Consider the following 14357-nt stretch of genomic DNA (forward strand, 5'->3'; position numbering starts at 1 on the left):
CTTTTTGAATCCTAGAGCACTCCCTTCGGTCGGGTTAGTTCGCCGCCATCCGGCGCCGAACTAACCGAATCTGGTATTACTCCGAGACGATCCAGTGGAAGTGGGTGGTGTGTCCCCCCAGGGGCCGGATTACGTCGCGTGCCTGCCGGCCGTCGTTGAGGGTCACGTTCCTGATGGCCTCCCAGAAGGCGTTGCCGTTGGCCTGCTGGTACGTGACGTAGACGGTGAGGATGCGTGAGCCGTAGGTGGCGTCGTTGAGGTGACCGATGATGGTCTGGGCGGTCGCGGCGTCCCGCGCGTTGTAGCCGTTGAACCAGCCGTCGGCATCGTTGCCGTCGTTATGCGTCTGGTGGGGCGGGAACGGGCCCCCGTTCATGTTGCTGAAGTCGCCCCAGGTAAGACCGGCGAAGTGCTCGATCACGGTCCTGACGCTGGGTTTGACCCAGTCATCGCCCCCCACCCCCTCGTCACGGCCACCGTAGCGGTTGGCGCCGGTGTAGCGCACCAGTTTCTGCACCGCCCCGAACTCCTCGGTGGCCTCCTCGCCGTTCTGGGACTTGGCCCGCGCGCGCAGGGTGAGGTTGCCGTTGTTCTGCTGGTTGACGGCGGCGGCCTGGGCTGAGGGGAGTTCGAAGAGCAGTTGCGAGTTGCTGACCTCCACCTTCTCGTCGTCGCCAAAGGCGGTGAGCAGGGTTCCCCGGACCCCGGCCGCCAGGTTGGCCCTGGCCACCACCGCCCCCCCCTCGAGCACCTCGAGCTCCAGCGAGGTGAGCGAGTCGTCCTCGGCCCCCTCGACCGTGATGGTGCCGTGGATGCGGGTGTTGCCGCCGAAGTAGGTGTGTGCGGAGGCGCTCAGGTAATTGAGGGGCTGGTTGTTGATGTCGTTGAGCTGCAGCTTGGTGATCGCTAGCTTCTTCTCTTCGACGATGTCCACCACCACCTGGGAGTCCAGGAGGTCGTCGGCAACGTTGGCCACGGTCAGATCCACCTGGATGGTGTCGCCCTCTTCGTCCACCGGCAGGTCCTGCTCACGCCAGGCCGTCGCTCCGCCGGCATCGAAGGCCGCCAGGCCCAGCCCGTTCATGCTGTTGCGCTCCAGGGCCGCGCCGCCGCCCTTCTGGCTGCGGATGGAAACGCCGAAGTAATCGTTGTACTTGGTGCCGAAATAGCCGCCAGGCACCTCGCTGGTGATGAAGCGATAGCGCACCGTGACGTTCTTGGTTCCCGGCTTGATGGTGAAGGTGCGGGAGATGGACTGTGGCCCTTCACCGGAGGTGTTGAGCACTAAGTCCATGTCGTCGGCCTGGGGAGCGGTTGCGGCTCGCGTCCAGGGGGCTGGAGCGATGAAACCTGGCCTCCGCTCGAGCCGGGGCGGGGTTGCCGCGCCGGCGGGCAGGCTGCCGATGCTCCCTTCCACGTGGGGAGCGATCTCTACCGGAGCCTTCCCGTCCCCGTCGGTGTCCAGGTTCCAGCCGTTGGTGCCCTGGCTGAAGTCGTTGTTGTCCACGGCGCTGGGTGGGTCGAACCCCCTCAGCACCAGCTTGGGCGAATCCCCGATGATGGCGGCCAGCGAGGCAAAGCGGTTGCCGCTGGCCTTGGCCTCGAGGATGAAAGTCCGGTCGGGGAGGTTGTCGAAGGTCGCCTGGCCCCCGGTGCTCGTGGCCTGGGCGCTCACGCTCTGGTCGTCGTTGAGCCGGATGGTCACGGCGGCGTCGCTGACGGGCTGGTTGCCCTGGTCCACCACCTGGACCAGGAGGCTCTGGCTGCCGGCCCAGAAGCGGGTCTCGTAGGTGATGCCCAGCCCCTTGCTGTCGCGGGCGATGAGGGTGAACTCGTTGAGCCCTTCCTCGGTGATGGAAGGGAGGGTGACCTCGCTGCTCGAGACCTCGAGCGCGCCGTCGGGGACCTTGGTGTTGTTGTGCAGCACCAGCACGCTGCCCGGCGCGGTGTCGAGGGTCTCGCCGGAGATCACGAACTTCACCGTGCCGGCAGCGGCGTTGAAGCCGGTCTTGTTGACTCCTACCACGCTCACCTGTGCCGCAGACGTGGGCTCATCATCCGACGGGGTTGGCTCGGCCGGGCGGCAGCCGAAAAGCAGAACTCCCGCCAGCAGTGCCAGGGGCCATCTCGAGCCGCTGGCCTGAATGACATGCCCCCTGATCCGCAGAATTGCTCCCAATGCGTCCATACGGAACCTCCTTCCTGGCGAATGCAGTACCTGGCGTGTCCTTGAAGGTCACGCTCTGTAGTTCGGCATCCCAGTCTCTTGGGCGAGTTTACACGGTGGCAGAGAGCACCACGGCGGGCCGGCTCGAGCTTCCCATAGCCGACCCACCACGGAGCCTTACCGCAACGTCACCAGCACCCGGATCAGGCCCGTTCCCTCCCTCAGGGGCTCGAGGGCCTTGCCGATGAGGATGCCGCCGGGATAGACCGCGACGCCGCTCACCCGCACCGGCGAGGCTTTCATGGCGTGGCCGGGGGTGCTCGAGGTCGTGAGCATGTCGCCGACCTCGATGGGGCCGTTCTCGGCGCTGGCCTTGGTGGGCACGATGCCCACGATGGCTACCGGCACGTCGCTGGCGTCCACGCGGGTGATGCCGTCTCCTTTCTCCGCGCCCAGGATGCCCGGCCGGGTGGAGTACACCCCGGCCACGCGGGGGTCGTTGGGGCGGCTGGAGCGCTCGACCCGGCCTGGGGTCTGCGTGCTCAGTACCAGCACGTCTCCGGGGCTGAAATCGGCCTTGTCGCCCAGGGCGGGCAGCGCTTCGGCGAAGTCCGAGCCGGCCACGAAGGTGCCGTCCTTGTTGATGTGGCACTTCCGCGCTTGCCCCTGGGCCTCGCACTCGAGGAAGTTCCCGCTCGAGTCCTTGTGCTTGATCAGCTTCAAGACCGCGTTGGCATTGGCCGCGCTGTCGGTGCGTAAGAGCGCGGCTTCGCCGGCGGTGGTGAAGTTGTAGGCCTCCAGCCCGGCCAAGGTCGCGGGGACGCTGGTGATCCCCCGCAACACCTGGACGTTGCCCGTGCCCACCGAGAAGACCAGGTCGCGGTTGTTGACCGTCTCCAGTACGGTTTGCGTGCCCCCGACCGGCTTGACGTCGAGAAAGGCGTTCGAGCCGGACAGCAGCCGCAGGGCCGGGCTCCCCTCGCTCACCGCGACGGTGGCTTTGGCGCCGGGGCTGGCCGTGCCGATGCCCACGTTGCCCCCTGTGTCCACCCGCAGCCGTTCCACGTTGTTCGTCCTGAACACCAGGGGCTGGTTATCGGCGGTGCCCAGGAAATTGCTGGCGGGGTTGGTCCCTGCGTTGCCCGTGAGCTTCCAACCCGCGTCCCCGCCGCCGCTCACCGCCTCGCAGGTCACGCTGCCATCGGCGTTGACGACCCGGATCGCCGAACCCGCCGCGCAGGTGCCGTTCACGCGGTTTTGCTTGCCGCTCTCCAGCGCGTCCACCGCGGTCTTCAGCGCGCCGAAGTTGGCGTTGACCTCGCTGGCCTTGATGGGCGTTCCCGGGGCGAAGGTGTGGGGAAGGCTCACCGCCACCACGTATAGCCCCGAGGCGGCCAGGGCTGCTCCGAGCACGAAGTGTTTCAGGTTTCCACCGCGCATAATCCCCCCTCACTCCTATTGCCAGTTGGCGCCATCCCAGTTCGACTGATCCCAAACCCCGCCCTGCCCGCCCGGCTGGGGGCCACTACAGGCCACCGGGAGGAGGGCCAGCAGCAGGGCGAGACCGAGGCCGGCCACGGCTTTCGCGAGTCTTCGCATGGCTATTCCCCCGCCTCCTACCCTGCCACCCTGCCCTCAACAAGCGCTCAACGTGGCTAGACTTGGGGTATGTCGTCCAATGGGCAGGGTTGGGCCTGGGCGATCCCCAGGCCGCGCCTGATCAGGGCCATCGACCAGGCTCAGGGCCCGCTGGTGCTGCTGCGGGCAGCCGCCGGCTACGGCAAGACCGTGCTGGCCGCGCAGTGGGCAGCGCAGCGTTCCGGCGTGCGCTGGCTCGAGCCAGGGGACGTTCTACCCGGCGGGTCGGGGGACGTGGTGTTCGAGAACTACCGGCCTGGCGACGCCGGGTTGGACCGGGCCCTCATCGCCCGGCTCGAGGCCCTCGAGCCGGGGGCCCGCCTGCTCCTGCTCGCGCGGGCCGAGCCAAGCCTGCCCATCCCCCGCTGGCTGGCGGAGGGCCGGGCCACCCTCCTGGAGGCCGAGGACCTGGCCTTCGACCCGGACGAGGCCGCGGCCCTCCTGGGCCGCCATGCCGGGGAGCACCTGGAGCAGGTCATGCAGCGCAGCGAGGGCTGGCCCCTGGCGCTGCGGTTGATGGCGCAGGCCCTCGAGCGGGGCGGGACGGCGGATCAGATCGCGGGCCGCTTACCCCCCCTCTCGGACTACCTCGAGGCCGAGGTCTGGCCGGCGCTCACGCCCGCCCAGCGCCGCTTCCTGCTTCGGACGGCGGTGCTGGAGGAGCTTTTCCCCCAGGAGTGCGACGCCGTGCTGGGCCGCAGCGGCTCGGCCCGCGGCCTGCGGGCGATGCAGGCGGCGGGAGTGCCGCTCTGCCCGCCCGCCAGGGTGGGCCAGGGCTACCGCTACCCGGCGCTCTTCCGCGACTTCCTGCTCTCCAAGCTGGACGAGACCCCCAAAGAGCGCCGGGGGCTCGAGGCCCGCGCCGCCCGGGTGCTGCTGCAGGCCTTCCAGCCCTTCCGGGCCGCGCCGCACGCCCTGGAGGCCCAGGACTGGGAGCTGGCCCTCACCTGCTTGTCCCAGGCCGCCGACAGGGTTTACCGCGAAGGCCAGGCCGCCACGCTGGAAACCTGCCTCCAGCGCTTCCCCGAGGACTACCGCGAGCGCCCGGAGTTCCTTCGCATCGAGGCCTACATCGCCTGGGGCTCCGGCAACTACGCCATCGCCCTCTCCAAGGCCACCCGCGCCGCCCAGGCCGGCGATCCCGACCTGCGGGCCCTGGCCCTGGTGGTGGTGGCGGGGGTGCATCAGGCTCAGGGCCGCTGGGGCGAGGAGGTAGCCACCCTCGAGGCCGCCCTCGCCGCCCAGCCCCGCCAGCCCCTCACCCTGGGCATCGTGCGCCACCTGCTGGGCGCGGCCTACCTGCGGCTGGGACGGCTGGAGGAGGCCGAGGCCACGCTGAACCAGGCCCTGGAGGGCTTCAAGCCGCACCAGCCCGGCTACGCCAGCGTGCTGGGGCAGCTAGCCCTGCTGCACCTGTCGCGAGGTCGCCCCCGGTCGGCCGCCGAGGGGCTGGAGCAGGCCGCTTTGATGCAGCGGCGGCTGGGCAACCTGCGGGGAGAGGCGGTGGTGCTGTACAACCTGGCCATTGCCCTGAACCAGGCCGGGATGCACCGCCGCGCCCAGGGGGCCCTCGCCCAGGCCCGCCGGCTGGCCGAGCGCGTGGGCCTGACCCACCTCCTGGCCCTCATCGCCCGGGAGAGCGCCGATACCCTCCGCGACGTCGGCGAGGGGTCGGTGGAGCACTACCGCCAGGCCCTGGCCGCGCTGGAGGCCCTCCAGGCTTCCGCCGGCCTGCTCCACGCCTATCACGGCCTCGCCGTGCTGCACCGCCGCCGGGGGGAAATGGCTGCTGCCCGGCGGGCCGCCGAACAGGCCCTCCGCTTCGCCGCCTCGGGCGACCCGGCCTTCGTGGGGCTGGTGCGGGTTCACCGGGCGATGCTGGAGGGCGACGCCCAGGCCCTGGACCCGGCGCTGGCCGGGGTTCTGAAGGGGCCCAACCTCTACTATCAGGCCCAGGCCCTGCTCTACGCGGCCTCCAGGGGCCAGGACCCCGCGCTGAGGCAGAAGGCTTTGGAACTCATCGAGGACCAGGGCTTCGACCACCTGCTGCGGGAAGAGGAAGACCTGCTGGCGGTCCGGCTGGGGGCCGAGGCCTCTTCCCTCAGCGCCTCGACGCTGGCGGCGGGGTTGGAGTTGCGCATGCTGGGGGGCCTCGAGCTCAGGGCTCCGGGGGGCCAGCCGTCCGGCCTGAGGCCGCTGGCGCTGAGGCTCCTGGCTTACCTGGCCCTGCGCCGGGGGGCCACCGTGAGCCCCGAGCAGATCGCGCAGGCCCTGTGGCCGGACTCGAGCGAGGACATGCGCCCGACGCTGCAAACCCTCGTCTGGCAACTGCGCCGGGCCCTGGGCTCGGGCATAGTCCTCACCTACGGCGGGGGCTACTGCTTCGACCCCCCCTACCCGGTCTGGACCGACGTGGAGGCCTTCAGCGAGAGGCTGCGCCAGGGTCGCCTGGCCGAGGCCGTCGCCCTGTACCAGGGCGAACTCCTGCCCGGGGTGGACTGGGCGCAGCTCGAGCGCCAGCACCTGGAGAACCGCTACCTGCAAGCCCTGGAGGACTTGGCCGAGCAGGAAGCCGGGCGGGGGAGCCTCGAGGCCGCCATCGCCCTCTTGGAGCGGGTGATCGAGCGCGATCCCCTGGCCGAAGAGGCCTACCGGCGGCTCATCTGCTGGCACCAGCAGGCGGGCCACCCGGACGCAGCCCGGCGGGTGCGGCAGGAGTTCAGCAGGGTGCTCGAGGCGGAGTTCGAGCCGGGGAAGCACTGATGATGGCCAGTCAATTGCTTCCTGATGGGGAATTCCATGAAGCCGGGCTGCGGACGCAACGGCTCGAGAGGGCTGGAATTTTCAGGACAGGACGTGTTCGCCGGTGGGTCGTGCCCTAGGTGCTGACGTTTGCTGGTTTTTTCGCATCGCAGAGGAGCCCTTTCTGGGTCCACTGCGGACGACTTATCGGGAATCTAGATCCCTGAGCTGCAAAAGCTTGACGCATACTGCATAAGTCGGTACTATAAAACTATCAAGCCCGGAGATGTCCGGGGTTTTTCTTTTTGACATGGCGAAAGAACGCTTGGACAAGGTACTGGCCCACCTGGGCCTGGGCAGCCGCAAGGAGATCCACCGGCTGGCCCGCGCCGGGCTGGTCTCGGTGGACGGGGAGGTGGTGCGCGACGCGGCCTTCAAGTTCGACCCCGCCCAGGCCCGCCTCGAGGTGGACGGCGAGGTGGTGGTCTACCGGGCCTTCTTCCACCTGATGCTGCACAAACCCGCCGGCTACGTCACCTCGACCAGCGACCGCGACGGCCAGCCCGTCACCGCGCTCCTGCCCGAGGAGTGGCAGCGCGACGACTGGATGCCGGTGGGCCGCCTCGACAAGGACACCGAGGGCCTGCTGCTGCTCACCACCGACGGCGAGCTGCTGCACCGCCTGACCCACCCGCGCTGGAAGGTGGGCAAGCGCTACTATGCCGAGCTGGCCGCCCCGGCCACCCCCGCCGACGTGGAGGCGTTCGCCGCCGGGCTGGAACTCGAGGGCGAGCCCCTACAGCCCGCGGAGCTGCGCCTCGAGGCCGACGGCCGCAGGGTCGAGCTGGTGATCCGCGAGGGCAAGTACCACCAGGTCAAGCGCATGTTCGCCGCGCGGGGCAACCACGTCACCTACCTGAGGCGCGTGGCCTTCGGGCCGCTCGAGCTGCCCGAAGACCTGCCGATCGGGGAGTCCCGCCCGCTCGAGCCCGGCGAGGAGCGCAGGCTCTACGAAGCCGTAGACCTCGCTCCACGCTAGGGCCGCCCGGCCTGATCGGGTGGGGTAGACTGGGGCTCGAGGCCTCCCATGACCTTCCCTCCCTGGTGATCCCACGGCGCTCGCCCTGATCCGGTCCTTTCAAAGGGCCGGGCAGTGGGGTCGTGCACCGGGATTCCTCCGCCGAGCCGTCGGCTTTTTGGCCTTCGGCTTCGGGCTTTTGGACCTTCGGAGGAATACCGGATGGCGTTTTGGCGATTTGGCAGTGGGACTGGCCTGGCGCTGCTGCGCGGCCTTTCGGCGGTGCTGGCGACCAGCCTGCTCGTCGAGTTCCTGGACGAACTGACCGACGGGGTGAGCGGGGCGGCCTGGCCGCTGATCCGGCAGGACCTGGGGCTCTCTTACCTCGAGATCGGCCTGTTGCTCTCGGCGCCCCGGATGCTCAGCATCCTGGCCGACCCCTGGCTGGGGCTGTTGGGGGACACCCGCTGGCGGCGGGCGCTGATCCTGGGCGGGGGGCTGGCCTTCGCCGTGGCCCTGGTTCTGACCGGGCTGGCGGAGGCCTTTTGGGTGTTGCTGCTGGGCTGGCTGGTGTTTTATCCGGCTTCGGGGGCCTTCGTCAACCTGATGCAGGCCACCTTGATGGACCACGACCCTTCCCGGCGCGAGCAGAACATGGCCCGCTGGGCGCTGGCCGGGTCGCTGGGAAACGTGCTGGGGCCACTCTTGGTCGGCGCGGCGGTGGCGCTGGGGCTGGGCTGGCGGCCGGTCTTCCTGGGGCTGGCCCTGCTGACGCTGGCGGCGGTGGCCGGGCTGTGGCGCTCGAGGCTGGCGGTAGGGGAAGGGGAGCCGGGCGGGCACGAGGCGGCCCCGGGGTTGGGTCAGAGCCTGCGCAAAGCCCTCGCGGCCTTGCGGCGGGGCGCGGTGCTGCGCTGGCTGGGGCTGCTCGAGGCCGCCGACCTGATGCTCGACGTGTTCCGGGGCTTCGTGGCGCTGTACTTCGTGGGGGTGGTGGGCACCGGCCCGGCGGAGGCCAGCCTTGCCGTAGCGGTGCTGACCGGGGTGGGGCTGCTGGGCGATGCCGCGCTGCTGCCCCTGCTGCGGCGGGTACCGGGGCTGGTGTGGCTGCGCTCCAGCGCGCTGGCGATGCTGGGCCTGTACCCCCTGTTCCTGCTGGTGCCCTCGTTGGCCGCCAAGCTGGCGCTTCTCGGGCTTTTGGGTTTTCTCAACTCGGGCTGGTACGCCCTGCTCCAGGCCCGGCTCTACGCTGCCCTGCCCGGGCAGAGCGGCAGCGTGATGGCGCTGGGGAGCGTGGCGGGGTTGCTGGGGGGCCTGCTGCCGCTGGGGCTGGGCTGGCTGGCCGATCGCTTTGGCCTCGAGGCCGCCCTGTGGTGCTTGCTGGCGGGGCCGCTGGCGCTGCTCAGCGGCCTGCCCCGGCGGGAGGGTCCGAGCGAAGGGTCAGGGTGAACACTGCCCCGCCCTCGGGGTGGTTGCTGGCCTCGAGCCGCCCCCCGTGGGCCTCCACGATGGCGCGGGCGATGGTCAGGCCCAGCCCCGAGCCCCCGCTGCCCTCCGCCCGCGTGCGTGAGGGGTCGGCGCGGTAGAAGCGCTCGAAGACGCGCTCGAGCGCCTCCGGGCTCAGCCCCGGCCCGTGGTCGCGCACCTGGACCTTCACCCCGCCCTCGTGGGGGATCGCGCTCAGCTCGATGGGGCCGGCGGCGTAGCGCATCGCGTTTTCGAGCAGGTTGCCCAGCACGCGGGTGATCTGGGCGGGGTCGAAGCGGGCGCTGAGGCGGGAAGGCAGCAGTTGCAGCCGGACTTCCATGCCGGCCTGGGCTGCCCTGGGGGCGAAGGCTTCCGCCACCCCGCGCAGGAAGGGCTCGAGCTCGAGGGTCTCCAGCCGCAGCCCCAGCCCCCCGCTCTCGGCCAGCGAGAGGGTGCGCAGGTCGTCCACCAGCTTGGAGAGCAGCATCACCTGGGCGTGCAGCCGCCCCAACCCCTCGCCGCCCAAGGGGACCACCCCGTCCTGCATGGCTTCGATCTCGCTACGCAGCACCGCCAGCGGGGTGCGCAGGTCGTGGGCGATGTCGGCGACCAGGTTGCGCCGCCAGGCCTCCTGGCGCTCGAGGCCCGTCGCCAGGTTGTTGAAGGCCACGGTCAGGGCCTGCAACTCGTCGTTGGCGCGGGGCACCCGCAGGCGCAGGCCGCGCTCGCCGGCCTCGAGGCGCTTGGCCCCGTCGGTGAGGGCCACCAGGGGCCGGGTCAGGATACGGGTCACGACGGCGGCGGCCACCGAGGCCAGCAGGAAGGCCAGGGTCCCCGACCAGAAGGCGGTGCCGGTGATGCGCCCGAAGAGCTCGCGGGCCTGCGCGAACTGGGGGTCGCTCCAGGCCCCCTGCCGCCAGTTCCACCAGCGGCCCTCATGTCCGCTCGCCTGCGGCGCGTCGCCGAAGAGGGCGCTGTAGACCGCCCCCAGGGTGAACCAGGTGGTGAGGAAGACGGCGGTGAGGGCCACGAAGGTGAAGAAGAAGGTCAGCCTGCGCCGCAGGCCCCAGCGCCCCCGCCAGTGCTCGCGGCGCTGCCAGACCCAGGGGGGCTCGGTCTCGCCCCGCCAGTGTCGCCGTCTCCAGTGCATGGCCGGTCCCCTCAAGCCGAATCTACCAGCTTGTAGCCCACCCCGCGCACCGTCTCGATGCGCTCGCCGAAAGCCCCCAGCTTGCGCCGGATGTTTTTGACGTGGGCGTCCACGGTGCGCTCGTCGGCGTAGCTCTCGGCGTCGCCGGTCACGGCCAGCAGCTCGGGCCGCGTGCGCACCCGGCCCGGCTCCTTCGCCAGCAGCGCCAGCAGCCGGGTCTCGCTGGTGGTGAGGTCCACGGGCTTCCCGTCGCAGCGCACCTCGAAGGCGGCCAGGTCCACCTCGAGCCCCCCCACCCGGTAGACCTCGGGGGCCAGCACGCTGCCGCGCACCCGCCGCAGCACCGCCTTGACCCGCGCCACCACCTCGCGCGGGCTGTAGGGCTTGACCACGTAGTCGTCGGCGCCCAGGCCCAGCCCCAGCAGCTTGTCCACCTCGTCGTCGCGGGCGGTGAGCATGATGATGGGCACCGCGCTCTCGGCCCGGACGCGCCGGGCCACCTCGAGCCCGTCGAGCACCGGCAACATCAGGTCCAGCAGGATCAGGTCGGGCTGGAGGGCGCGCCACAGCTCCAGCGCCCGCCCCCCGTCCTTGGCCCGCTCGGTGCGGTAGCCCTCGCGGCGGAGGTAGTCCTCGAGGATGTCGGCCAGGCGGGCCTCGTCCTCGACGATCAGGATGCTGGCGCTCACAGCCACCGCCGCACCTTTCGCCGGTACTCGGCGTAGGGTGTTCCCAGCGCCTGCTCCACCTTGGCCTCCTCGCGGGGGATGTAGCTGTAGTTCATGAACAGCCAGTAGGCCAGCGGCGCGGCGAGCATCGGCCAGGAGCCCAGGAACAGCGCGACGGAGAACAGGGTGAGGGTCATGCCCAGGTAGATGGGGTTGCGGCTGAAGCGGTAGGGGCCGCTGGTCACGAGCCGCGTGGGCAGGGTGGTGGGCTCGACCGGGGTGCCGTGGCGCTGGAACTCCACGACGGCCCAGGCCGCCAGCCCGAACCCGGCCAGCAGCGCCAGCACCGCCAGCCCGAAGGGCGCGGGGAAGCGGGCGGGGATGAGCAGGTGCAGCAGCAGGCCCAGCAGGAAGGCCAGGCCTGCGATCTGCACGGGGACCAGGCGGGTCATACGCCCCGCTCAGTCGGCCGCCGCCGGGGCGGGCGCGTTGCTGCGGCGCAGGGGCAGCTCGGGGATGAACAGCGTCACCGCCAGCCCCAGCAGCACGATCACGATGCCGATCTGGTACACCTGCCGGATGGCCGTGGTCAGGGCCTGCTTGAGCGCGGCCTCGACCCTGTCCACGGTGGCGAGGGCGCTCTGCCGGGCCTGCTCGAGCCCCCGGGTTGCCCCCGCCAGCACCGCGGCCCGGACCTCTGCCCCCGCGTTCCCCGCCTCCAGCGCCCGCCGCAACTCCTCGGGGGTGCTGGGGTCGGCCAGGAGCTTTTGCACGGCCTGGGGGTCGCCGGCCTCGAGGGCCGCCCTCAGGGCGCGTTCCTGCTCCTCGAAGCGCCGGGCGATCTGGGCCTTGACCTTCTCGGCGTCGAAGGAGAGCTGCGCCCCGCCCTCGCCCCCCGCCGCGTTGCCCGAGAACTGGAACTGCGCGCGCAGGGCGGGGGGGAGGTCGGCGGTGGCGGCCTGGACGCGCGGGGTGAGCTCGGCGCTGAAGGTGTTGGCGAAGATGCTGCCCAGCACCGCCACCCCGATGGTCGAGCCCATCGAGCGGAAGAACAGCGCCGAGCTGCTGGCGACGCCGGTCATCTGCGGGGGAACCGCGTTCTGGATGGCCAGCGTGTAGAGCGGGATGGCCGGGCCCAGCCCCAGGCCCATCAGGATCATCTTGAGCGTGACCTCGGCCTGGCTCGAGTCGGGCGTGAGGGTGAAGCCCATGATGGTGAAGGCGGTCGCCAGGAGCACGATGCCGGCGAGCATCAGCGGCTTGTAGCGCCCGATGCGCGAGACCAGTTGCCCCGAGATCACGTTGCCGAAGACGATCCCGAAGGTCAGGGGCGTGACGGTGAGCCCGGAGCTGGTGGCCGAGAGCCCCACCACGATCACCATGAACAGCGGCAAAAACACGATGGCCGCCAGGAAGCCCGCCCCCAGCACGAAGGAGGCCGCGTTGCCCACCGCGAAGGTGCGGTTGGCGAAGAGCGAGAGGGGGAGGATGGGCTCCTTGACCCGCCGCTCGGTCAGCAGGAAGCCCGCCAGGCCGGCCAGGGCCAGCGCGAACATCCCCAGGATCTGCCAGGAGCCCCACAGGTAGCCGGTCTCGCCGGGGCTGAGCTGGGTCTTGCCCAGCGAGAGCGCCAGCAAGAGCGGCACGGTGAACACCAGCAGCCACGCCGCCCCCAGGTAGTCGATCACCGGCCTGCGCTCGGAGAGCCGCAGCAGGGGCATCCGCAGCACGATGAAGGCCAGCGCCACCGCCCCGACGGGCAGGTTGACGAAGAAGACCCAGTGCCAACTGATGTTGTCGGTGAGGAAACCGCCCACCAGCGGCCCCACCACGCTGCTCAGCCCGAACACCGCGCCGAAGAGCCCGGTGTAGCGCCCGCGCACCGCCGGGGGGAAGATGTCGGCGATGATGGCGAAGGCGGTGGTGAAGAGCCCCGCCGAGCCCAACCCCTGCAAGGCCCGGAACAGGATGAGCTGCACGGCGCTCTGCGCCAGCCCGCACAAGAGCGAGCCCAGCAGGAAGATGCTGATGGCGGCGATCAGCACGGGCTTGCGCCCGTAGAGGTCGGAGAGCTTGCCGTAGATGGGCACGAAGACGGTGGAGGTCACGAGGTAGGCGGTGGTGATCCAGACGTAGAGCGAGGGCTCGATGCTGAGGTCGCGCTGGATGGCGGGGCCCGCCGTGGCCACGATGGTCTGGTCGAGGGCCGCCAGCAGCAGGCCCAGCAGGGTGCCCAGCAAGGTGAACAGGCGTTCTTGTGGGGTGAGTTCGGGGGTTTTGAACGGTGTGGGCTGTGCTGCCATAGGTCCTCCGTATAAATAAGGCAGTTTTACTGCGCCCCTGCCCGCGCGAATGTACAGCACGTTACCCGGCGGCCCCTTCCGGACCGGCCCGGCGGCGGCCAGGGGTCGCGCCGCACGCTCGAGGCGGCGGGGCGCGGGAGGTCCTCCCGCGCCCCTGGCTGTCCTCAGCCCTGAAGCCCCTGCTTGATGGCCTCGAACTCCTCGAGCGTGATCTCCCCCCTGGCGAAGCGGGCGCGGGCGACCTCGAGGGCGCTGTCGCGGTGCCAGAAGGGCTTCCAGTCCTCGTGCCCCTGCTCGCGCTCGAGGCCCGCCTTGATGCGCTCGTACTCCTCGCGCCCGATCTCGCCCTTGGCGAAGCGCTCGCGGGCCGCGTCCAGGGCGCTGTCGCCGCCGAAGGGCCCGCCCGCGTAGCGCATGCGCCGGCAGGGGCCCCGGCCCCAGTCGCCCCGCCCGCCGTGGCGGCCCCACACCAGGAAGCGGAAGACCCAGAACAGGAAGACGAAGAACAGCAGCGTGCCCAGAAAGTTCAAGAAGCCCAGGCCGAAGCCCCCGTAATGCCCCATTGCCATCGGTTCCATCCTCATTCTCCTTTGGCGCCCGGTCTTCGCCGAGCGTTGGCCAAAGGGTAGGGCAGGGGCTGTGAACGGCGGGGGCGGGTTGTGTGAACGCGGTGTGAACGAACCGGCTTCGGCGCTTGACGAACGGCTGACATAAGGGGGGGAGACTCGAGGTCATGAAGCCTCGAGTGTTGATCCTGTGCACCGGCAACTCGGCCCGTAGCCAGATGGCCGAGGGGATCGTGCGGGCAGTGGCGGGCGACGCCGTCGAAGTGATGAGCGCGGGGCTCGAGCCCAAAGGCCTCAACCCTTACGCGGTGCGGGTCATGCGGGAGATCGGCATCGACATCGCCCACCACGCCTCCAAGGACGTGCGCGAGTTCCTGGGCCAGTCCTTTACCTACCTCATCACCGTCTGCGACGACGCCAAAGAGCGCTGCCCCATCTTTCCGGGAGTGATCTACCGCCTGCATTGGCCCTTCGAAGACCCCGCGGCCTTCGAGGGCAGCGAAGCGGAGACCCTGGCCAAATTCCGCGAGGTGCGGGACCAGATCCGGGAGAAGGTCGAGGGGTGGTGGGCGACTCTGCCGACCGGCCGTTCCTGAGGCCGCTGTGGGCTACCCCGCCCGGTTAAAGAAGTAGGGGCGCAG

Annotated in this window: 12 protein-coding genes; 4 read left to right on the plus strand and 8 right to left on the minus strand. The window is 70.4% G+C overall.

Translation table 11 applies throughout. The features are described 5' to 3' along the window. Positions 1 to 76: 76 nt before the first annotated feature. From MEICH_RS0112155 to MEICH_RS29370, 3 genes are all read right to left on the minus strand, one after another. On the minus strand, positions 77 to 2032 hold the full coding sequence (locus MEICH_RS0112155) for a carboxypeptidase-like regulatory domain-containing protein (protein WP_027892844.1): 1956 nt from the start codon (positions 2030 to 2032) through the stop codon (positions 77 to 79). 312 nt (positions 2033 to 2344) lie between these two features. Beyond that, positions 2345 to 3607 (minus strand): hypothetical protein, encoded by a 1263-nt coding sequence (locus MEICH_RS24870; RefSeq protein WP_036218536.1) that lies wholly within the window; start codon positions 3605 to 3607, stop codon positions 2345 to 2347. Between the two features lie 15 nt (positions 3608 to 3622). Then, positions 3623 to 3766 carry a hypothetical protein gene (locus MEICH_RS29370; RefSeq protein WP_169730664.1) on the minus strand — a complete coding sequence of 48 codons (144 nt, stop codon included), beginning with the start codon at positions 3764 to 3766 and terminating at the stop codon, positions 3623 to 3625. 69 nt (positions 3767 to 3835) lie between these two features. Between MEICH_RS29370 and MEICH_RS0112165 the strand changes: the two genes are divergently transcribed. The 3 genes from MEICH_RS0112165 to MEICH_RS0112175 all read left to right on the plus strand — a co-directional run bounded on the left by MEICH_RS0112165 (position 3836) and on the right by MEICH_RS0112175 (position 9011). Beyond that, a complete protein-coding gene (locus MEICH_RS0112165) occupies positions 3836 to 6568 on the plus strand; it encodes an AfsR/SARP family transcriptional regulator (protein WP_027892845.1) in 2733 nt (910 codons plus the stop codon). A gap of 289 nt (positions 6569 to 6857) precedes the next feature. Next, positions 6858 to 7586, plus strand: coding sequence for a pseudouridine synthase (locus MEICH_RS0112170; RefSeq protein ID WP_036218537.1), 729 nt, complete (start codon positions 6858 to 6860; stop codon positions 7584 to 7586). 201 nt (positions 7587 to 7787) lie between these two features. Further along, on the plus strand, positions 7788 to 9011 hold the full coding sequence (locus MEICH_RS0112175; RefSeq protein ID WP_084542289.1) for an MFS transporter: 1224 nt from the start codon (positions 7788 to 7790) through the stop codon (positions 9009 to 9011). On the opposite strand, the gene MEICH_RS24875 is transcribed toward MEICH_RS0112175, so the two are convergent. The 5 genes from MEICH_RS24875 to MEICH_RS24880 all read right to left on the minus strand — a co-directional run bounded on the left by MEICH_RS24875 (position 8965) and on the right by MEICH_RS24880 (position 13728). After that, positions 8965 to 10179, minus strand: a complete 1215-nt coding sequence (locus MEICH_RS24875) for a sensor histidine kinase (RefSeq protein WP_051304127.1) — start codon at positions 10177 to 10179, stop codon at positions 8965 to 8967. The two genes, MEICH_RS0112175 and MEICH_RS24875, sit on opposite strands and share 47 nt — an antisense overlap. A gap of 11 nt (positions 10180 to 10190) precedes the next feature. Continuing rightward, positions 10191 to 10868, minus strand: coding sequence for a response regulator transcription factor (locus MEICH_RS0112185; RefSeq protein ID WP_027892848.1), 678 nt, complete (start codon positions 10866 to 10868; stop codon positions 10191 to 10193). Further along, positions 10865 to 11299: a methyltransferase family protein gene (locus MEICH_RS0112190; protein ID WP_027892849.1), complete on the minus strand. Its 435-nt coding sequence runs from the start codon at positions 11297 to 11299 to the stop codon at positions 10865 to 10867. The genes MEICH_RS0112185 and MEICH_RS0112190 overlap by 4 nt, the downstream gene beginning before the upstream one ends. Positions 11300 to 11308: 9 nt before the next feature. After that, positions 11309 to 13150, minus strand: coding sequence for an MDR family MFS transporter (locus MEICH_RS0112195; protein WP_027892850.1), 1842 nt, complete (start codon positions 13148 to 13150; stop codon positions 11309 to 11311). Positions 13151 to 13314: 164 nt separating this feature from the next. Beyond that, the gene (locus MEICH_RS24880) at positions 13315 to 13728 is read right to left on the minus strand and encodes an SHOCT domain-containing protein (RefSeq protein WP_147372893.1); all 414 of its coding nucleotides are present in this window, start codon (positions 13726 to 13728) and stop codon (positions 13315 to 13317) included. A 155-nt stretch (positions 13729 to 13883) separates the two neighbouring features. Here MEICH_RS24880 and MEICH_RS0112205 point away from each other — a divergent pair, with 155 nt between their 5' ends. Then, positions 13884 to 14312: an arsenate reductase ArsC gene (locus tag MEICH_RS0112205; protein ID WP_027892851.1), complete on the plus strand. Its 429-nt coding sequence runs from the start codon at positions 13884 to 13886 to the stop codon at positions 14310 to 14312. The last annotated feature ends 45 nt before the right edge of the window (positions 14313 to 14357 follow it).

This window comes from Calidithermus chliarophilus DSM 9957 (genome assembly GCF_000430045.1).
GTDB lineage: Bacteria > Deinococcota > Deinococci > Deinococcales > Thermaceae > Calidithermus > Calidithermus chliarophilus.

What these genes read in the sequence shown, in the direction of transcription:
- MEICH_RS24870 (WP_036218536.1), bottom strand. Translation starts at nt 3,607, where the DNA reads ATGCGCGGTGGAAACCTGAAACACTTCGTGCTCGGAGCAGCCCTGGCC.
- MEICH_RS29370 (WP_169730664.1), bottom strand. Translation starts at nt 3,766, where the DNA reads ATGCGAAGACTCGCGAAAGCCGTGGCCGGCCTCGGTCTCGCCCTGCTG.
- MEICH_RS0112165 (WP_027892845.1), top strand. Translation starts at nt 3,836, where the DNA reads ATGTCGTCCAATGGGCAGGGTTGGGCCTGGGCGATCCCCAGGCCGCGC.
- MEICH_RS0112170 (WP_036218537.1), top strand. Translation starts at nt 6,858, where the DNA reads ATGGCGAAAGAACGCTTGGACAAGGTACTGGCCCACCTGGGCCTGGGC.
- MEICH_RS0112175 (WP_084542289.1), top strand. Translation starts at nt 7,788, where the DNA reads ATGGCGTTTTGGCGATTTGGCAGTGGGACTGGCCTGGCGCTGCTGCGC.
- MEICH_RS24875 (WP_051304127.1), bottom strand. Translation starts at nt 10,179, where the DNA reads ATGCACTGGAGACGGCGACACTGGCGGGGCGAGACCGAGCCCCCCTGG.
- MEICH_RS0112190 (WP_027892849.1), bottom strand. Translation starts at nt 11,299, where the DNA reads ATGACCCGCCTGGTCCCCGTGCAGATCGCAGGCCTGGCCTTCCTGCTG.
- MEICH_RS0112195 (WP_027892850.1), bottom strand. Translation starts at nt 13,150, where the DNA reads ATGGCAGCACAGCCCACACCGTTCAAAACCCCCGAACTCACCCCACAA.
- MEICH_RS24880 (WP_147372893.1), bottom strand. Translation starts at nt 13,728, where the DNA reads ATGGAACCGATGGCAATGGGGCATTACGGGGGCTTCGGCCTGGGCTTC.
- MEICH_RS0112205 (WP_027892851.1), top strand. Translation starts at nt 13,884, where the DNA reads ATGAAGCCTCGAGTGTTGATCCTGTGCACCGGCAACTCGGCCCGTAGC.